The following is a 17,278-nucleotide window of genomic DNA, read 5'->3' as shown; positions in this document are numbered from 1 at the left end:
GGCAGGCGCCGTGGTGGTTGTAACAGTCACGATAGGACCCCTCTCAAACTATCCGGGCACCGGGACCTACGCCGCCCCGATGCATGCTCTCTGGTTGGAACCAACTATCCCCAACCAACCAACCACCCGAAACGCTGTTTTCTGACAGTTTTAACTACCCTTAAGAACAGGGCGGGTAAGCGGACACCTCAGCTTCCAATCGGCGCCGTGCATGCTGCTGCTTGGCAATGCACGGCCATCGCTTCCGTCCGGGCAGCGGGTGGCGGGGAGGTGAAAGATTCTGATAAGAGGGAAAAGCTCTGAATGTGCTGATATGACTGGTTAGTATTGAAGCGAAACGTAACCCATTCCGGAGCGCAGACTTTTGGCCTCGCCATCCTCATTCCAGTCACAGATCTACCGGTCCTTGCCGGAAATTGAGAGGGCCGATGCGATTGTCGAAAGAATCTCCAAGGCCATCGGCCTAGGGCTTCTTAAGGTCGGTGAGCGCTTGCCCTCCGAAGCGTCGCTCTCGGAAATGTTCGGTGTGGGAGGCGCGACCCTTCGGGAAGCGCTGTCTGAACTGAGGGAACAGGGCGTTGTTGAGACGCGCCGCGGCCGGAGCGGCGGAACGTTCATCGTCAGCCAGCCTCCTACCCAGACCGACACCATTCGCGAGTGGTTTCTCTCGACATCAATTTCAGAAATACGTGACATCGGAGACGAACACTCCGCTATAGCCGCAGCGACGGTACGTCTGGCCTGTGAGCGCGCGGAAGCTCACGACTTCGACCGTCTGCAGGAACTCGGCCGCGCGCTGGTTCTGGCAACGACGCCAGAAGTGCGTGCACCTGCTGACAGCCGTTTTCACATCGAATTGGCTGTATCCGCGCAGTCCCCCAGACTTGCCAATGCCGAAATCCGGCTGCAGCAAGAAACGGTCCAACAACTGTGGACACCCCTCGCCGCATCGCTTGACCCCGAGGCGGCAGCTGCTGAGCATCTGGAGCTGGTCCGTGCAATAGCCCAAGATCAACCTGAGAGGGCTCAGAGGTTGGTTCTTGCACACATCAAGCGAAATATCTTCCATCTGATCGACACGAAACTTACCCTTAGTTACGCCGCGTCCACGGAGAATGCGAAAGCCTCCTCGTTGTAGCATTTGACCCGTTACGCTCATCCCTAAAGACTTGGATTGGTCTTGGCAGGAGCCAGGATTCATCCGGGAAGGATTGGACTCGACACTTGAGCCAATCAGGTCGAATAACCTCATCTAACCGCAACACCCGTGTGGGGACGTGGAATCAATTCAGGATGCACAATGATTACCGACAATGACGTCGTACCTGCTGCCGACGCCCTCACTGCCTGGATTGGCGGCGTCTCCACCGAGATCGGAGAACTTTCCGTAAAGGTTGCCTCGCTGCTTGAAGAGAACCTCGCCGGCAGGTCCAAGGTCAGCAAAGCTGCACTGGTCGGACTGGATGACCTCGCACGTGAATTCCTGGGGAAAAACTCTTTTGCCGTCGGAGCAGGAACCTTCTTCGCTGGCGACTTTGCTGAGGAGGGCGGCCGGGCTTTGGAGTGGTGGTTCCGGAAGAACGACGGCTCCATGGAAAGACTGGATGCCGACCGGACCCCTGGCAGTAACCGGTACTACGACTATGAAAAGCTGCCGTTTTTCTCCATCGCCGCTTCCACGGGTGAGCAGACGGTCTGGGGGCCGTATATAGACTATCTGGGCTTCGAGGAATACATTCTGACGTTCACGGCACCGGTCTCCATTCATGGAAAGTTCATAGGTGTCGCCGGGTGCGACATACGGATCAAAGACCTGGAGCCACTCATCATGCCCACTTTGCGGGCGATCCCGGCTGATGCCGCCCTCATCAATTCCAGTAATCGCGTCATTCTCGGCAACTCGGGAATGTACCTCGTGGGTGAGCGGATCAAACACGGAGCCCACGGCGAGCATCGAGTGCCCCTGAACGTTCCCCACTTAGGGCTTTCACTGGTCTACGTTTCTTAGCCCGCATGATAGCCGTAGGCTGGAGCGTATTCAAGAGCTGACCGGCAAAACAACTAGTTGTCGTTTAACCTGTTGGACTGCATCTATTTGCCTGTAACCTCGATAGTGATGTGTCTCACAGAACACCTTGGGCAGGTCGAGCCCGGCACCACAATGGCAGGGCTGATTGTTGCCTTCCCTGGCGGCACATGACGCTTACTTTCGTTCACAGTCGACGGGAACCCCACTCCCGTCCCCTGTCTTCCGCCGGGCCCCCTCGCGCGACAACCGCCGATACGTACAGTGCTGTACTGAATCCCGGGAGGCCGGCGCCAGTTGGGCCCGATGCAACTGCCGGGCATGGCCTCACCGGACCTAGGTCCGAACTGTAAAAGCGGCGTCCATCCGCTGCCTCCCGTCAGACGGTCAAGAGCACATGTAGTCAAAAAATCATCAATCAAACGACTCTAAGTTGGTCAAAGGAGATTCTTATGAGTGAAAATCGTTTGGATGGAGCCGATCACCTGGAAAGGTCGATTGACTGGAAGCAGGGCCTGGCCATTGCGCTAGGTGTACCACTGCTGATTCTGCCCTCATTGGGCTACCTTCCTATGTACTTGTCAGCGGCGGCGATCCTTATCTGGGGGCTGTCGGTCGTTCAAGGGTTCTTCCAGAATGCCGCCTACGCGGAGATGGCCACGGCGTTTCCCAAGGCCTCGGGCCTTCCCGGTTTCGCGCAGCATGTGTTCCGCACCGAGAACTACCGGGGCAAGTACGACAAGAGCAAGCTGCTTGGCGGCTTCAGCGCATGGAGCTACTGGTTCGCTTGGACGCCGGTACTCGCAATCTTTTCCATCCTGGTGGGCAGCTATCTTCATGGGCTTTTCCCTGCGCTGGGAGAGATATTTACCGAGAACCAGCTCGCCTTGATAACAGGGCTGGTGGTCTTTACCGGATTGTTCGTGGTGAACTGGTTTGGCCTCAAGGACGGCGCCACTCTGGGATACATTTTGGGGGCTTTCTCCCTCATCCCCCTGATCGTCCTGACTGTTGCCCCCTTTGCTACCGGGCATGTCGACTTGGTCAACATCACGGGCAGCTGGCTTCCGCAGGACTGGGCTTGGGATATGCACCACATCCTCATCCTCCTGGGCATTTTTGCCATCGCACAATGGAGCGCCTGCGCCTGGGAAACTGCAGCGATCTACGGTCCTGAATACAAAAATCCAGCGAAGGATGTCTCAAGAGCACTTTTCGCCTGCGGCACCATATGCTTCTTCTCCTTCGTACTGGTGCAGGCCGCAGTCATCGGTGTGCTCGGCGTCGAAGGCGTCCTCGACCAACCTGTTTCGCCCCTGATTCCGGTGGCACAGGCTGTCTTCGGCCAGGCTGGCTCCATGATCACCATCATCATGTTGATTGCGGCGATGGTGCTCATCATACAAACCGCCTACCTCGGGTCTTCCCGTGCCATGCATTCCATGGCAACGGAAGGCAACCTCCCCAAATCCCTGGGCAGAACCAACCGCCACGGCACGCCATTTGTCGCCATGCTGATTATCGCTGCCTTCAACTTGGTCCTCATCCTGATGGGCAGCCCGGCAGCGATCGTTGCCGCATCCGCCATCGGATACACCTGCGCAAATGGCATCAGCTTGTTCGCCTACGTACGGGCCAAAAAGCACCCCGCCTTTGCCACCTTGGAACGGCCTTTCAAAGCTCCCAAAGGGTGGAAGAACGTAGCAGTGCTTTTCGGCCTGTTCAATCTGCCCCTGTGCCTTATCGGTGTGGTCTACCTTAACAGCCTGGAGATCGGATGGACGCCGACGTGGGTTGGCTTCATCGTGCTGGCATCGTACATACCCATCTGGTTGTACACCCAGCGTCGATCTAAGCCGCCTATCAGCTCGTTACCCTATGCACCCGCCTCTGAACGCGGTGCGGAAGATCTGGACATGCTTCCATCCTGAGGGTTTAGGACCGCTCCTGCACGGACCCAGAAACACATTCGCAGGCACGATCACATGTCTCCTGAAACTGCGGCTCGCCCTGGAGTCCGCGGTTGGGCTAATACTGCCGTCGGTTGAAGCAACGGCCCTCCGATGCAGGAGCTGATGCCGGGGGCTGACTCGCACAATTGATAGGCATCGAGAGGGACGGAAGGCAGGCCGGTCAATCCGGCCTGCCTTCCTGTCTTTGATCCCCGTGGCGGCTTGCCTTGGCCGGGCGCCGGCCAAGGCCGCGAAGAACGCAAATGAAGCGTCTTATTAAACTTTTTTCGAAAAGAGTCTGGACTAGATGTATTAGCTAGGCGTAGCTTTACTAGTGGGACGCACGCAGTGACTCGCATCACACAAGCAAAAGAGTTCAGCGTGGAACCCGGTTTGGATCCTCAAGCAAAAAAGGGGAAGCCGCCGGGTTTGCGACGATCCCTTTCCCCCACGTCAACAAAGGGCATTTCAACTCTTTCGTAAACCTGTCCCGTATGCGACAGAGAACAATTCCCAACGGTATTCATAGGAGAAACCATGGAAATCCAACTCACAGGAACACTCAGCAAGGCTGGCTCCATCCACAAGGTGGAAGGTGGCTACATTGGCTTGCCGTCGATGAACGAGCCCGGGACCGTAGCTGCGATCGGTGATTCGCTCCACAACCCCGAGGGTTCGGTCATGAGCGCTGGCTTTTTCGAGCTGACGGCTTCGGAGCCTTTGGTGTACACGTACACGTACGACGAGATGAAGGTTGTCATCCAGGGTGAGTTCATCCTGACCGATCAGTCCACCGGTGAGGTAACGCACGCCAAGGAGCGCGATGTGCTGTTCTTCCCGAAGGGCACCACCGTGAAGTTTGAGACCCCTGAATATGGTCTGGGCTTCTTCACCGGCCACCGTTCGTTCGCCCCGTAAGGACTGATCGTGCGTTCCGTGCCCATGCCGCCGACAGCTGGTATCGGCCTGGAACCGGGTTTCCGCGGTGTCATCTGTGTCTCGTTTGGGGCATCAGATGACACCGCGGGATACGACACCGGTGGCCGGCCCCGGTACGACCTTCATTTTGAATCTGCAACAACCGAAACCCTTTCCGAGCTGCGCTCAGCACTTGCACACTCATACGTCGGTGTGCGCCTGGTCGTCGCCGGTCCGCCCGCAGACACCCGTGCTGCTGCAGCCGCCGCAGCGCAGTGTGGACTGCTGGAAGCGGAGGTAACCCTTTTGGCTCACCAGGTGGGTCCCCGGGTTATTTACTGTCCGCATTGCCGCGCTACAACTACCACCACCCGAAAAGCCGGCTCGGAGGTGCAGTGCGGGGCATGCACCACCAGCTTGGCAATCACTGACCACTTCTCGCGCCGGCTTGGCGCGTACCTCGGGTATTCAGCCCATGCCGAGGAGGCAGCATGACCATCACGGCACTCCCGATCAGTACCCATCCGGCCGTGGAGGGAGGTCTCCAGCTGGAGGTGAAGAAGGTCGTTCCCCAGACCAACTCGATTGTCAGCATCACTCTCGCGGACCCCTCCGGACGGATCCTTCCTTCCTATGTCCCCGGCAGCCACCTCGTGGTTCAGTACGGCGATGAGGGCGTAAACGCTTATTCCCTCACGGGTTCCGGCAACGCCCCAACCGAATACACGATCTCGGTACTCCGAGTGGAGGACGGAGCCGGCGGTTCTGTAGCCATGCACCGACTCGAGGTGGGGGACCGGCTATTCGTTTCGCGTCCCCGAAGTGCTTTCGCGCCCGTGTCCACAGCCACACACAATCTCCTGATTGCTGCGGGAATTGGCATCACCCCTATTCTTTCGCACGCGCAGGCGGCGGCCGATCGCGGCACGACGTCATCCCTGATCTACGTCTACCGTCCAGGTGCCGGAGCCCATGTGGAGGAAGCGAGGGAATTACTGGGGGAGGCCCTGACTGAATGCGCCGACCGCAAGACATTCCAGCATGTCCTCAGCAACGCACTGACAACCCAGAGCCTGGGAACCCACCTTTACGTCTGTGGGCCGCTTGCTTTCATGGACTCAGTCCTGGACCAGGCTCGTGAACTGGGCTGGTCATCTGCCCGGTTGCATTCCGAGGCCTTTGGCTCGGCCGAGCTGGACGCGGGACAACCCTTCACAGTGAACCTGGCCCGCAGCGGCGTTCGCTTGGAAGTCCCGGCAGGCGTTTCGCTCCTGGAGACCCTAGAAAAGGCGGGCAAGCGCATTCCGAACATGTGCCGTAAAGGTATCTGCGGAGAATGCGTTCTGCCGGTTCTCAAAGGAACTCCCCAGCACCGGGACCTTTACCTGTCCGACAAGGAAAAGGCTGCGAACACCACAATGATGTGCTGCGTTTCGCGTAGCAACGACCCAGAATTGGAGTTGGACCTGTGAGTATCACTACCGAGCAAAATCCTGACGCCGCTGTACTGCCGGAAAGGATCCGGCGCTTTCCATTTCCTTTTGCCGCCAACCAGTACCGCTACAGCGCCAACGTGGAACCAGCGCACAAGAACGTCACAACAGAAGCAGGGTCCTGGGGCACCGGGCTGATAGATATCGATGAGAACTACCACGAGGAAATCGCTCAACGCGAGCAGATCCTCACCCGTGACCCCTCGCGCATGAAGGTGCTGCCTCACATGCGCTCAGCCGCGTGGGACACCCTGGCCACCCTGCTGCCCGCCATGGCTGCGGATTACCCGGATCTCATGTCCTTCCATCGCGAAGGTAACCACTGCCGCTGGCACAACAGCCTCCAAAACCTCGACGTGGAATTCACGGTCGGCGAAGATGACTCCTTGCCCGGAGGCCCGCTGAGGTTCCTGGGCACACAGATCCAGGACGACATCGTGTTGCTTGACGTCCGCGACAACACCATGTGGCTCGACGCTGGCCTGGTCACGTTTGCCGCTGACTGGTCCTTCAACTTTGACGTCGGCATGAGCTTCCTCGAAATCCACGGCCCTGTCCCACGGGTCAAGGAAGAAAATATCGTCAGCCGCGCCGAGAAATTCCTTCTGGCCCTGCAACCTGGCGAACAGTTCCGGCGCACGAACTGGACCATGACCGTCGGACAACGTTTGGATACCTCCACCGAAACGTATCCGGAGTGGGGTCCTGACCGCGCAACCATCGCCACTGATCCTGCCATGCCCGATAAACTCCACCTCCGCGTCGAAGTTCAGCACCTGATAAGACTCCCCCACAGCGGAGTGCTGCTGTTCCTGATTCGCAGCTACCTCCTGCCCCTGTCTGACATCGCCAAGGTACCTGCCTGGCGGGAAAAGCTCGGCCATGTCCTGGCCGAACTTCCAGACGACATGGCCGAATACAAAGGCATTATCCGCTACCGCAAAGCTGCCTCGGACTGGCTGCTGGCCGGCTAAATTAGCCTGCTGATTGCCGTGAACAACGGCATCAATAGATAGACGCAGAACCCGAAAAAATAAACATAAAAAAGGCTGGACTAGATGTTTTAGTTCGCGTAGCCTAGCTGCAAGGGAAAAGTGATCCGCATCACCCGCAGCAGAGTTCAGTGAAGAGCTTTGCTGCCCTTCCGAAATTGAGGGGATGCGGCTGCAACACCTGGGAGGTCCCAGGTCCTCTGCAACAACACGCCGCTTCCCCCAGGTCTCCAACACATGGGCGGTCGCCAAAGAACTGCCAAATTCCGGCCATGTCACCGAGCACTCTGGCTCCAAACCGCAGACATCCTCGTCCTGAACCAAGAATCAAGGAGAAAACCATGACTCTCAACACCGAAACTGACGCCGTCGTCAAGGTTTCGCATCCGCTCGATCCATTGTCCCGTGAGGAGATCTCCCGGGCATCTGCCATCCTGAAGGATGGCCCGGCCGCGGCTGAGTCGTTCCGCTTCATCAGCGTTGAGCTGCGCGAGCCGGACAAGGAACTGCTTCGGACCGGCGCCGCGACGGTCCGCGAAGCAGACGCTGTCCTGGTCAACCGCGCCGAGGGACGCGCCTACGAAGCGATCGTGGATCTTGATTCGGGCATCGTCTCGAAGTGGACACAGCTTGCCGCCAACGTTCACCCGCCCTTTATGCTCGACGAGTTCGCAGAGGGTGAAGAGGCGTGCCGGAAGAACCCCGAGGTCCAGGCTGCCCTCGCTAAGCGCGGCATCACCAACATGGACCTGGTCTGCTTCGAACCATGGTCCGTCGGCTACTTCGGCGAAGACAACGAAGGCCGCCGCCTGATGCGTGCCCTGGTCTTCGTCCGCGATGAGGCCGATGACAGCCCCTACGCACACCCGATCGAGAACTTCATCGTCATCGTGGACCTGAACTCCGGCGAGGTTGTACAGCTCCAGGACGACCAGGCCATCCCGGTCCCGAGCGCCAGCGGCAACTACCTGCCCAAGTACGTCGGCCCGGCCCGCACCGACCTCAAGCCCATCTCCATTACCCAGCCCGAAGGCGCGTCCTTCACCGTCACCGGAAACCACGTCCAGTGGGCCGACTGGTCCTTCCGGGTCGGATTCACGCCCCGCGAAGGCTTGGTCCTGCACCAGCTGAAGTTCCGGAACAAGGGCGTCGAGCGTCCCGTCATCAACCGCGCCTCACTGTCGGAAATGGTTGTTCCCTACGGCGACACCGCCCCCGTCCAGGCCAAGAAGAACGCCTTCGACTCCGGTGAATACAACATCGGCAACATGGCGAACTCCCTCACCCTGGGCTGCGACTGCACCGGCGAGATCAAGTACTTCGACGGCATCACCACCGACAGCCTCGGCAACCCGCTGACGATCGAAAACGCGATCTGCATGCATGAGGAAGACGACAGCATCCTGTGGAAGCACTTCGATTTCCGTGAAGGCACCACCGAAACCCGGCGCAGCCGCAAGCTCGTGATCTCCTTCATTGCCACTGTTGCCAACTACGAGTACGCCTTCTACTGGCACCTCTTCCTCGATGGCAGCATCGAGTTCCTGGTCAAGGCCACCGGTATCCTCTCCACCGCCGGCCAGAAGCCGGGCGAGAAGAGCCCGTACGGGCAGACCCTGAACAACGACGGGCTCTACGCCCCGATCCACCAGCACATGTTCAACGTCCGCATGGACTTCGAAGTGGACGGCCCGAAGAACGCCGTCTACGAAGTGGACATGGAAATTCCCGAGGACAACCCGACCCACACCGCGTTCAAGGCAGTGGACAGGCTCCTGGAAACCGAGCAGAAGGCCATCCGGAAGACCGACTCCTCCAAGCACCGCTTCTGGAAGATCGCCAACCACGACAGCAAGAACCTCGTGGACGAACCGGTGGCCTACCGCTTGATCCCCACCAACGGCATCCAGCTTGCCGCCGGTGACGAATCCTACGTGAGCAAGCGTGCGCAGTTTGCCCGTAACAACCTGTGGGTCACCGCCTACGACCGGACCGAACGCTTCGCCGCCGGCGAGTTCCCCAACCAGGCCACCGGCGCCGACGACGGCCTGCACATCTGGACCGAAAAGGACCGGAACATCGTCGATCAGGACCTTGTGGTTTGGTACACCTTCGGCATGCACCACGTGGTCCGGCTCGAAGACTGGCCCATCATGCCCCGCCAGAACATCGGGTTCATGCTCGAACCCCACGGTTTCTTCGACCAGAACCCCACCTTGAACCTCCCCAGCAAGATCGAAGCCACCAGCGGCCACTGCAGTGCAGGAGAAGGGCACTCATCCCACTCGTAACCCACGGTCAACACTAAAAAGGCGGTCCCCGTGCTGTGACAGCAGCACCGGGGACCGCCTTTCCTCTACCCGAACCCAGTACGGAAAGCGTGATGATAGGCGTGTTCTACATTCCGGCAATTACCTGGACCCTTACGGCAGTCCTACTGCTGAGTGGATGCTACTACTTCCTGCAGGCGGCAAAGTCCCGCCAGCGTACGGACCAGATCAACAAAGCCCTCCATGCCCTGATGAACGTCCTCATGGCTGCAATGTTGTGGAATCTCGTGCCGTCTACAATGCTGGCTCAGATCGCAGTGCTCAGCGGCGCCGCACTGTGGTTTGTCATTCAGGCAGTCGCCCGGCCGGAATTCATGACACTCTGCGCGAGCGGCCAAGGCCGCGTCAAATGTGTCTATCACGGCCTCTCCATGGCGGGTGCGGCCCTTATGATCGCGATGATGACTCCCGGGTCCTCGCCCGGAAGCACATCCGCTTCGGCAGCCGCAACACCCGTGTCTCATGCCCATCACGGTATGGCAGCCGCCAACCACAGCGCGGCAGTCACAGCTGCAACCGATCCGACGCCCACGCTGGCGATGCTGCTGACAGTCTGCTTTGGAGCCGCAGCGGCAGTTTTCCTCGTCATGCTCGTGCGAGGCGGGGCGATCAAGAGCCCCCTCCACAAGGCATCCTCCCGCTTCTTCAACCGTTCCGAGCACGCTCTCGAAGCGTTGGGCGCCATGGTTATGGCTCTGATGTTCGCCACCATGACGGCATAACTACAACAAGCAACGTCATGCCCTCCCTGATTGGTATAAGACGTGAACTACCCACCCAAAGAGATAGTTTAAACAGTTCCAAATTGGGATTTCTCCCACCCGCTAATGGCGGGACGATGGATGCCAAGCCCATCCCAGGAGGCGCGAAGTGACTGCGGCAATCACGGAACCTGCGCAAGCAAAATCCGACGAAACCATCAACGGAAACGTCCTTCTTGTTCTACGCAGGATCACCGATGCGGGTGTAGGCCTCAGCGAAGATCAGTTAGCAGCTGTATCTAAACTGCAGCAGTTGTGGCTGCGGCAGTCCAACCTCACATAACCCTGGCAAGACTGTGGCGGCTCTTTAACCAAGACGAAGGGTTCAGAGGGCATCTTTACATCTCCGGTCAGGTTCCCATCGGGCGACAGACCGACCCCTTTGGAAAGGCAGCACCATGCGACAAACTTCAGATTCTTCTCTTTACACGTGGATGGGCCGGGAGGCCCTCGCCGAGGCCATGATTCCGGTGATCGGCCGCCTGTACCGCGAAAGCGACGTGGTGACCAGCATTCATGGCCGGAGCCTGACCAATGAGTCGCCTGTGAACATCCTCAAGGCGCACCGCTTCGCCCGCCGTGTCACTAAGGAGGAGTTGCTCCTGGAGGAAACAGCCCCGCTGCTTAACTGCTTGGCGGAGCTGGAGCTGGGCGCGGCCGCGATCGACATCGCCCGCCTGAACCAGAAGTTCAAGGAAGAGGGCGACGGCGCAACGCTGGAAGAATTCCTCCGCACCGAGCTTGCCGAGATCGTCGGCAAGCGCGGCGCTGACGACCGCATCAGCACCGACGTCGTCCTGTACGGCTTCGGCCGGATCGGCCGGCTCCTGGCCCGCCTCCTGATCGAAAAGGCCGGTGGCGGCCACGGCCTCCGCCTGCGCGCAATCGTGGTCCGCCGCGGGTCCGACAACGACCTGCTGAAACGGGCCAGCCTGTTGCGCCGTGACTCGGTCCACGGCTCCTTCCAGGGCACGATCCGCGTCGACGAGGAAGCCGAGACCATCACCGCCAACGGCGTCCGGATCCAAATGATCTACTCGAACGACCCTGCCACCATTGATTACACCGCATACGGCATCAAGGACGCGCTGCTGGTCGATAACACCGGGCGTTGGCGTGACGCTGAAGGCCTGTCGCAGCACCTGAAGAGCAAGGGTGTTGCACGGGTCCTGCTGACCGCACCCGGCAAGGGCGAGCTGAAGAACATCGTCCACGGCATCAACCACGGCACCATCGAGGACACCGACCAGATCGTGTCAGCGGCGTCCTGCACCACCAACGCCATCACCCCGGTCCTGAAGGCCCTCAATGACAGGTTCGGCGTGATCCAAGGACATGTGGAAACGGTCCACTCCTTCACCAACGACCAGAACCTGATCGACAACTTCCACAAGGGCGACCGGCGGGGCCGGTCGGCTGCGCTGAACATGGTGATCACCGAGACCGGTGCTGCCAAGGCGGTGGCCAAGGCGCTGCCCGAGCTGCTCGGCAAGCTCACCGGCAGCTCCATCCGCGTCCCCACACCGGATGTTTCGCTGGCCATCCTGAACCTGACCCTGGAGAACGGAACCACCAAGGACGAGGTCAACAGTTACCTGCGTGGCATGTCGCTGCACTCGGACCTGCGCATGCAAATTGACTACATCGACTCACCCGAGGTGGTCTCCACCGACTTCGTCGGTTCCCGCCGCGCCGGCATCGTGGACGGCCTCGCGACGGTGTCCACGGACAAGAACCTGGTCGTGTACGTCTGGTATGACAACGAGTTCGGCTACAGCTGCCAGGTTGTCCGCGTGATGGAGGAGATGGCCGGAATCAAGCGGCCTTCCTTCCCAGCGACGGACGTCGTGAAAGAAGCCATGTCGGTGCTCGCCGCGCTGGACTCGGCCTAACACCCGTTCGCATCGAAACTCCGGCCTGTCCCGTTCATCCAACCAGAAATCAGGAGAATAATGACTGCCGTTTCGACGACCCAGTCTGGTGCGCCGGCTACTTCTGTTTCGCCTTCGAAATCCGTCGGTGCCAATGGTGCCGTCACCCTGACCGGCCGCTACCCGGTGGAAAAGCTCGTCCAGTTCAACCGCGAGCGGGTGCCGGAGCGCGTCGCGCACGCCAAGGGCGGCGGTGCATTCGGCACGTTCAAGACCACCGAGGATGTCTCGAAGTACACCAAGGCCGCGTTCCTGCAGCCCGGTGTTGAGACCAAGATGGTTGTCCGTTTCTCCTCCGTGGCCGGCGAGAACGGCTCCCCGGACACCTGCCGTGATCCCCGCGGGTTCGCCGTGAAGTTCTACACCTCCGAGGGCAACTACGACCTCGTCGGCAACAACACCCCGGTGTTCTTCATTCGCGACGGCATCAAGTTCCCGGACTTCATCCACTCCCAGAAGCGCCTCCCGGGCACCCATCTGCGCGACGCCGACATGGTGTGGGACTTCTGGACCCTGTCTCCCGAGTCCGCACACCAGGTCACCTGGCTGATGGGTGACCGCGGCCTGCCCGCTTCCTGGCGTGAAATGCAGGGCTACGGCTCTCACACCTACCAGTGGATCAACGCCGCGGGCGAGCGGTTCTGGGTCAAGTACCACTTCAAGTCCAACCAGGGCGTGAACTCCATGACCAGCGAGCAGGCCGAGGCCCTGGCCGGCTTGGACACGGACTTCTACATCCGCGACCTGTCCGAGAACATCGAAGCCGGCAACTTCCCGTCCTGGGACCTGCATGTCCAGGTCATGCCCTACGAGGACGCGAAGACCTATCGCTTCAACCCGTTCGACCTGACCAAGGTCTGGCGGCACGGCGACTACCCGCTGATCAAGGTGGGCACCATGGAGCTGAACCGGAACCCGGAGAACTACTTCGCGCAGATCGAGCAGGCCATCTTCGCGCCGTCGAACTTCGTGCCGGGCATCGCCGCTTCCCCGGACAAGATGCTGCAGGCCCGCATCTTCTCCTACGCGGACGCTCACCGCTACCGCGTGGGCACCGACCACGCCCCGAACACTTTCGCCGGACAGGCTGCCCTTGAGCGGCATAGCCCGGCCGGCGGCTGGGAGAACGACGGCGAGCTGACCCATGCGGCGCACTGCCTGCACGCCGAGGACGGCGACTTCGTCCAGGCGGGCACTTTGTACCGCGAGGTTTACGACGACGCCGCCAAGGCCCGCTTCCTCGAAACCATCACCGGTGCCGTGGGCGGCGTCAAGCGCTTCGACATCAAGGAACGGGCCATCCAGTACTGGACCAACGTTGACGCCGAACTCGGCGCCAAACTCGGCGCCAACCTCGGAATTCACCACCAAGGCGCTATCGATTCGGCTGTCCGCTAGGAGAACCGGGTAAGCCTCTCATCAACATTCCGGGCACGATGCCAAGGCTTGGGCGGGTGGATATGTCCCTGTACTCCTAGACTTTGGCAACGAGGCTTTCTTGCGGCAGCATGGCTTTGACCAGCGGCTCGACGTAGCGCGCGGCCAGCGGTCCCACCACGGCCATGATCAGCACATAGGCAGTGGCCATGCCCGCCAGTTCCTGGGCAACTGATCCGGACGCTACTGCCAAGCCAGCTATGACGATGGAGAACTCCCCGCGGGCAATGAGCGCGGCTCCGGCGCGGAAACGCCCAGGTACGGCAATCCCTGCACGCTTCGCAGCCCACATGCCGGTGGCCATTTTGCTGGCTGTGGTGACGAGGGCCAGCACGAGCGCCAAGGCAAGCACTGGCGGAATGGACCGAGGATCAGTGTTCAGCCCGAATGCCACGAAGAAGATTGCGGCGAATAGGTCCCGCAGCGGCATAAGGATGCGTTTGGCATTGCGCGCTGCCGCACCGGAGATTGCGATACCTAGTAAGAAAGCCCCTACCGCCGCGGACACCTGCATGGCTGATGCCGCTCCGGCAACGAGCAGAGCTGCGCCGAGCACGTGCAGGAGAAACACCTCAGGGTTTTCGCTATGGACAGCTTTCGAGACATGGTGTCCGTGACGGAGAGCAACGATGAGGACAAGGCTCACCACAACCAGCGCTATACCAACGGTTGTGAGCCCGCCGAAGAAACTTAGGCCGGCAAGAATGGTGGTGAGGACGGGCAGATATAAAGCCATCGCCAGGTCTTCAAACACCAGGACTGAGATCACCACACGGGTTTCGGGGTTGCCGAGCCTGCCAAGGTCCGTGATGACTTTCGCTGCAATACCCGATGAGGAGATGTAGGTGATGCCGCCCATTACGATGGCAGCAACGGGTCCCCAGCCCAGGAAAAGGGCAAACGCTGCCCCCGGCAGGAAATTCAGCACGAGGTCAAGGACACCGGCCTGCCATGAGCCCTTCAGCCCGGTGATCAGCTCGGCCGCAGTGTATTCAAGCCCGAGCATAAGCAGCAGCAGAATGACACCGATCTCGGCAGAGAGGTGTGCGAATTCGTGCATGCCATCGAGCTCGACAATGCCGCCCGTTCCGAAGGCCAGCCCGCCCAGGAGGTATAGCGGTATGGGTGACATTCCAATGCGTCCCGCCAAGCGGGCCAACAGGCCGAGGCAGAACACAACGGCTCCCAGTTCAATGAGGGCCAGGGCTAACGGGTCCATGTCCTCTATTCCTGTCGCAGGATCTCGGCCCCACTATCTAGGCCTTTTTGGATACTGACAGCTGCCAGAAAAGGTTCGGGTTCGATGGCTTCGGTCCCCGGCGCGGTGGACGTCAGCGCCGGGGACCGAATACCAGGTCCAGCTCAGGAAGGGTTCGAAGCAGATCCGGGGATCGCATCACCTAACAGGATCAAGAACCCTTTCAGAGTCGTCGTCGTCTGAAGATGAAGTATCAACTACTGCATCGTTCGAGCGGCGCGATTCGCGCTGGGTATACAACCAGATGGGAACAAAAAGCGACAATACGAGGAATCCGACCCAGGTTGAGGTCCAGCCAATTTCCAGGCTGTTCAGGTAGACCACCCCGATCAGGCACAAAGGGACGTTGAACAGGCCAAAGAGCATGGCGACGTTTTTCCAACCCTTGGGCGCTTTAAAGGGACGTTCGAGGTTTGCAAATGCCGGGTGCTTTTTGGCCCGGACGTAGGCGAACAGGCTGATGCCGTTGGCGCAGGTGTAACCGATTGCCGAGGCTGCGAGAATCGCGGCGGCGTTCCCCATGGAAATGAGCAGCAGGTTGAAGGCTCCGATGACAAGCATGGCAACAAAGGGTGTGCCCTGACGGTTCGTTTTGCCAAAGACCTTGGGCAGGTTTCCTTCGAGCGACATTGAGTGCATGGCCCGGGAAGAACCCAGGTAAGCCGTTTGGATGATCAGGACCATGGCGGCGATCAACATGATGATGGTGATGGTGGAACCGGCTTGGCCAAACACTGCTTGGGCGACCGGAATCAGGGGCGATACAGACTCAGCCTGTACGCCCTCAACACCTAGCACGCCGATTACGGCAGTTTGCAGCAGTACATACAGGACGAGGCAGATGACGCCGCAGGCAAGCAGCGCTTTGGGAACATCTTTGGACGGGTTCTTGTATTCCGGACCGTAAATGGCTGCGGTTTCCCAAGCACACGCACTCCACTGTGCGATCCCGAAGACGCCAAAGAGAATCAGGATATGGTGCATGTCCCACGCCCAGTCGGTCGGCCACCAACTGCCGGTGATGTTACCCAGCTCAACATGTCCGGTGGCAAAAGGCGCTACGGCCAGGACAATGAGGGGTATCAAAGAAACAGCCGCCAGGACGTAACCCAGGATGGCGCCGTCCTTGAGCCCGAACCAGTTCACGATGAACAGCCCACCAAAAATCACCGCGCCTGCCAGCAACGCGAGCTGATACTCGGTAAAGGTCTCGCCCAAGGCGGGAAACAGCCCATGCAGGTAACCGCCCACCAGGATGGCGAAGATCGCCAGGATCGGGTTCCAGCCAAACCAGTAGCTCCAGGCGGTGAAGCCGCCGATCAGCTTGCCCTTGTCGTATTTTCCCCGGTAGTTCTCGGTACGGAATATAGTCTGCGCAAAACCCGGCAGGCCGGAGGCCTTCGGGAAGGCGGTTGCCATTTCGGCGTAGGCGGCGTTCTGCATGAAACCTTGAAGGACCGAGACCCCCCAAATAAGGATCGCTGCGGCAGATACGTACATCGGGAGGTAGCCCAACGATGGCAGAATCAGCAAGGGTACGCCCAGTGCAATGGCCATACCCTGCTTCCAGTTGATCGACCGTTTCAGGTGGTCGGCTTCATCCAAACGATTTTCACTCACGACATCTCCTTTGATGGACTGAACGTCTTGTGATCTTTAATGCCTCGCTCGCCGCGGCGGGCGGTGAGCAGGAGGCGGGACCCCGCGAATGCCAACGTCCAAGCACCAAAGGGGGTTCGGGAAGGCTTATAGCGCACTACGTCGGTGGTAGCTCCTGGAAAGCATCGTCACAACCTCGGCCTACTCTCGCAAAGAGCGGGATGCCGAGCTGCTTCAGAGCGCTTCCGGTGTGATCGGAGTCACTTACTTGATCCCACAGCAAAACTACGCTCACAAAATCATTTGGTCCAGACCTTTTTAGAAGTTTCTTATTTGAGTACTTAAGCGGGTACTCGCGACGAAGACCGCGCCAGGTTGCCTGATGGGTAAGAGCGGGCCCGTGCGGAGGTCCCGTTCTTAAGGGTAGTTAAAACTGTCAGAAAACAGCGTTTCGGGTGGTTGGTTGGTTGGGGATAGTTGGTTTCAACCAGAGAGCATGCATCGGGGCGGCGTAGGTCCCGGTGCCCGGATAGTTTGAGAGGGGTCCTATCGTGACTGTTACAACCACCACGGCGCCTGCC

The 17,278-nt window shown here is 59.5% G+C and carries 14 protein-coding genes; 12 read left to right on the top strand and 2 right to left on the bottom strand.

From position 1 onward, the window contains the following. Positions 1 to 406: 406 nt before the first annotated feature. The 12 genes from AC5RT3_RS19905 (at position 407) to AC5RT3_RS19850 (ending at position 13,801) form a co-directional block, all read left to right on the top strand. Positions 407 to 1,138: a FadR/GntR family transcriptional regulator gene (locus tag AC5RT3_RS19905; protein ID WP_494053786.1), complete on the top strand. Its 732-nt coding sequence runs from the start codon at positions 407 to 409 to the stop codon at positions 1,136 to 1,138. A gap of 162 nt (positions 1,139 to 1,300) precedes the next feature. Next, positions 1,301 to 2,008: a cache domain-containing protein gene (locus AC5RT3_RS19900; RefSeq protein WP_494053787.1), complete on the top strand. Its 708-nt coding sequence runs from the start codon at positions 1,301 to 1,303 to the stop codon at positions 2,006 to 2,008. Positions 2,009 to 2,478: 470 nt separating this feature from the next. Further along, positions 2,479 to 3,957 (top strand): APC family permease, encoded by a 1,479-nt coding sequence (locus AC5RT3_RS19895; protein WP_494053788.1) that lies wholly within the window; start codon positions 2,479 to 2,481, stop codon positions 3,955 to 3,957. A 558-nt stretch (positions 3,958 to 4,515) separates the two neighbouring features. Beyond that, on the top strand, positions 4,516 to 4,896 hold the full coding sequence (locus AC5RT3_RS19890; protein WP_494053789.1) for a cupin domain-containing protein: 381 nt from the start codon (positions 4,516 to 4,518) through the stop codon (positions 4,894 to 4,896). A gap of 24 nt (positions 4,897 to 4,920) precedes the next feature. Next, a complete protein-coding gene (locus tag AC5RT3_RS19885) occupies positions 4,921 to 5,391 on the top strand; it encodes a dimethylamine monooxygenase subunit DmmA family protein (protein ID WP_494125050.1) in 471 nt (156 codons plus the stop codon). After that, positions 5,388 to 6,368 (top strand): PDR/VanB family oxidoreductase, encoded by a 981-nt coding sequence (locus tag AC5RT3_RS19880; RefSeq protein ID WP_494053790.1) that lies wholly within the window; start codon positions 5,388 to 5,390, stop codon positions 6,366 to 6,368. The genes AC5RT3_RS19885 and AC5RT3_RS19880 overlap by 4 nt, the downstream gene beginning before the upstream one ends. Beyond that, on the top strand, positions 6,365 to 7,363 hold the full coding sequence (locus tag AC5RT3_RS19875; RefSeq protein WP_494053791.1) for a heme-dependent oxidative N-demethylase family protein: 999 nt from the start codon (positions 6,365 to 6,367) through the stop codon (positions 7,361 to 7,363). The genes AC5RT3_RS19880 and AC5RT3_RS19875 overlap by 4 nt, the downstream gene beginning before the upstream one ends. A gap of 359 nt (positions 7,364 to 7,722) precedes the next feature. Further along, positions 7,723 to 9,672, top strand: a complete 1,950-nt coding sequence (locus AC5RT3_RS19870; protein ID WP_494053792.1) for a primary-amine oxidase — start codon at positions 7,723 to 7,725, stop codon at positions 9,670 to 9,672. Positions 9,673 to 9,764: 92 nt separating this feature from the next. Continuing rightward, positions 9,765 to 10,433 carry a DUF5134 domain-containing protein gene (locus AC5RT3_RS19865; protein ID WP_494053793.1) on the top strand — a complete coding sequence of 223 codons (669 nt, stop codon included), beginning with the start codon at positions 9,765 to 9,767 and terminating at the stop codon, positions 10,431 to 10,433. A gap of 148 nt (positions 10,434 to 10,581) precedes the next feature. Beyond that, complete coding sequence (locus AC5RT3_RS19860) at positions 10,582 to 10,755, top strand: hypothetical protein (protein WP_494053794.1); 174 nt, start codon at positions 10,582 to 10,584, stop codon at positions 10,753 to 10,755. Between the two features lie 115 nt (positions 10,756 to 10,870). Further along, positions 10,871 to 12,364: a glyceraldehyde-3-phosphate dehydrogenase gene (locus tag AC5RT3_RS19855; RefSeq protein ID WP_494125049.1), complete on the top strand. Its 1,494-nt coding sequence runs from the start codon at positions 10,871 to 10,873 to the stop codon at positions 12,362 to 12,364. Positions 12,365 to 12,424: 60 nt separating this feature from the next. Further along, on the top strand, positions 12,425 to 13,801 hold the full coding sequence (locus AC5RT3_RS19850) for a catalase (RefSeq protein ID WP_494053796.1): 1,377 nt from the start codon (positions 12,425 to 12,427) through the stop codon (positions 13,799 to 13,801). 76 nt (positions 13,802 to 13,877) lie between these two features. Here AC5RT3_RS19850 and AC5RT3_RS19845 read toward each other — a convergent pair whose 3' ends face one another. Both AC5RT3_RS19845 and AC5RT3_RS19840 read right to left on the bottom strand, forming a co-directional pair. Continuing rightward, positions 13,878 to 15,059, bottom strand: coding sequence for a cation:proton antiporter (locus tag AC5RT3_RS19845; protein ID WP_494053797.1), 1,182 nt, complete (start codon positions 15,057 to 15,059; stop codon positions 13,878 to 13,880). Positions 15,060 to 15,236: 177 nt separating this feature from the next. Next, positions 15,237 to 16,718 carry an APC family permease gene (locus AC5RT3_RS19840; protein ID WP_494053798.1) on the bottom strand — a complete coding sequence of 494 codons (1,482 nt, stop codon included), beginning with the start codon at positions 16,716 to 16,718 and terminating at the stop codon, positions 15,237 to 15,239. Between the last annotated feature and the right edge of the window lie 560 nt (positions 16,719 to 17,278).

The sequence above is a fragment of the Arthrobacter sp. Y3221159 genome, assembly GCF_059089885.1.
This window is presented reverse-complemented; position numbering and strand designations above follow the sequence as displayed.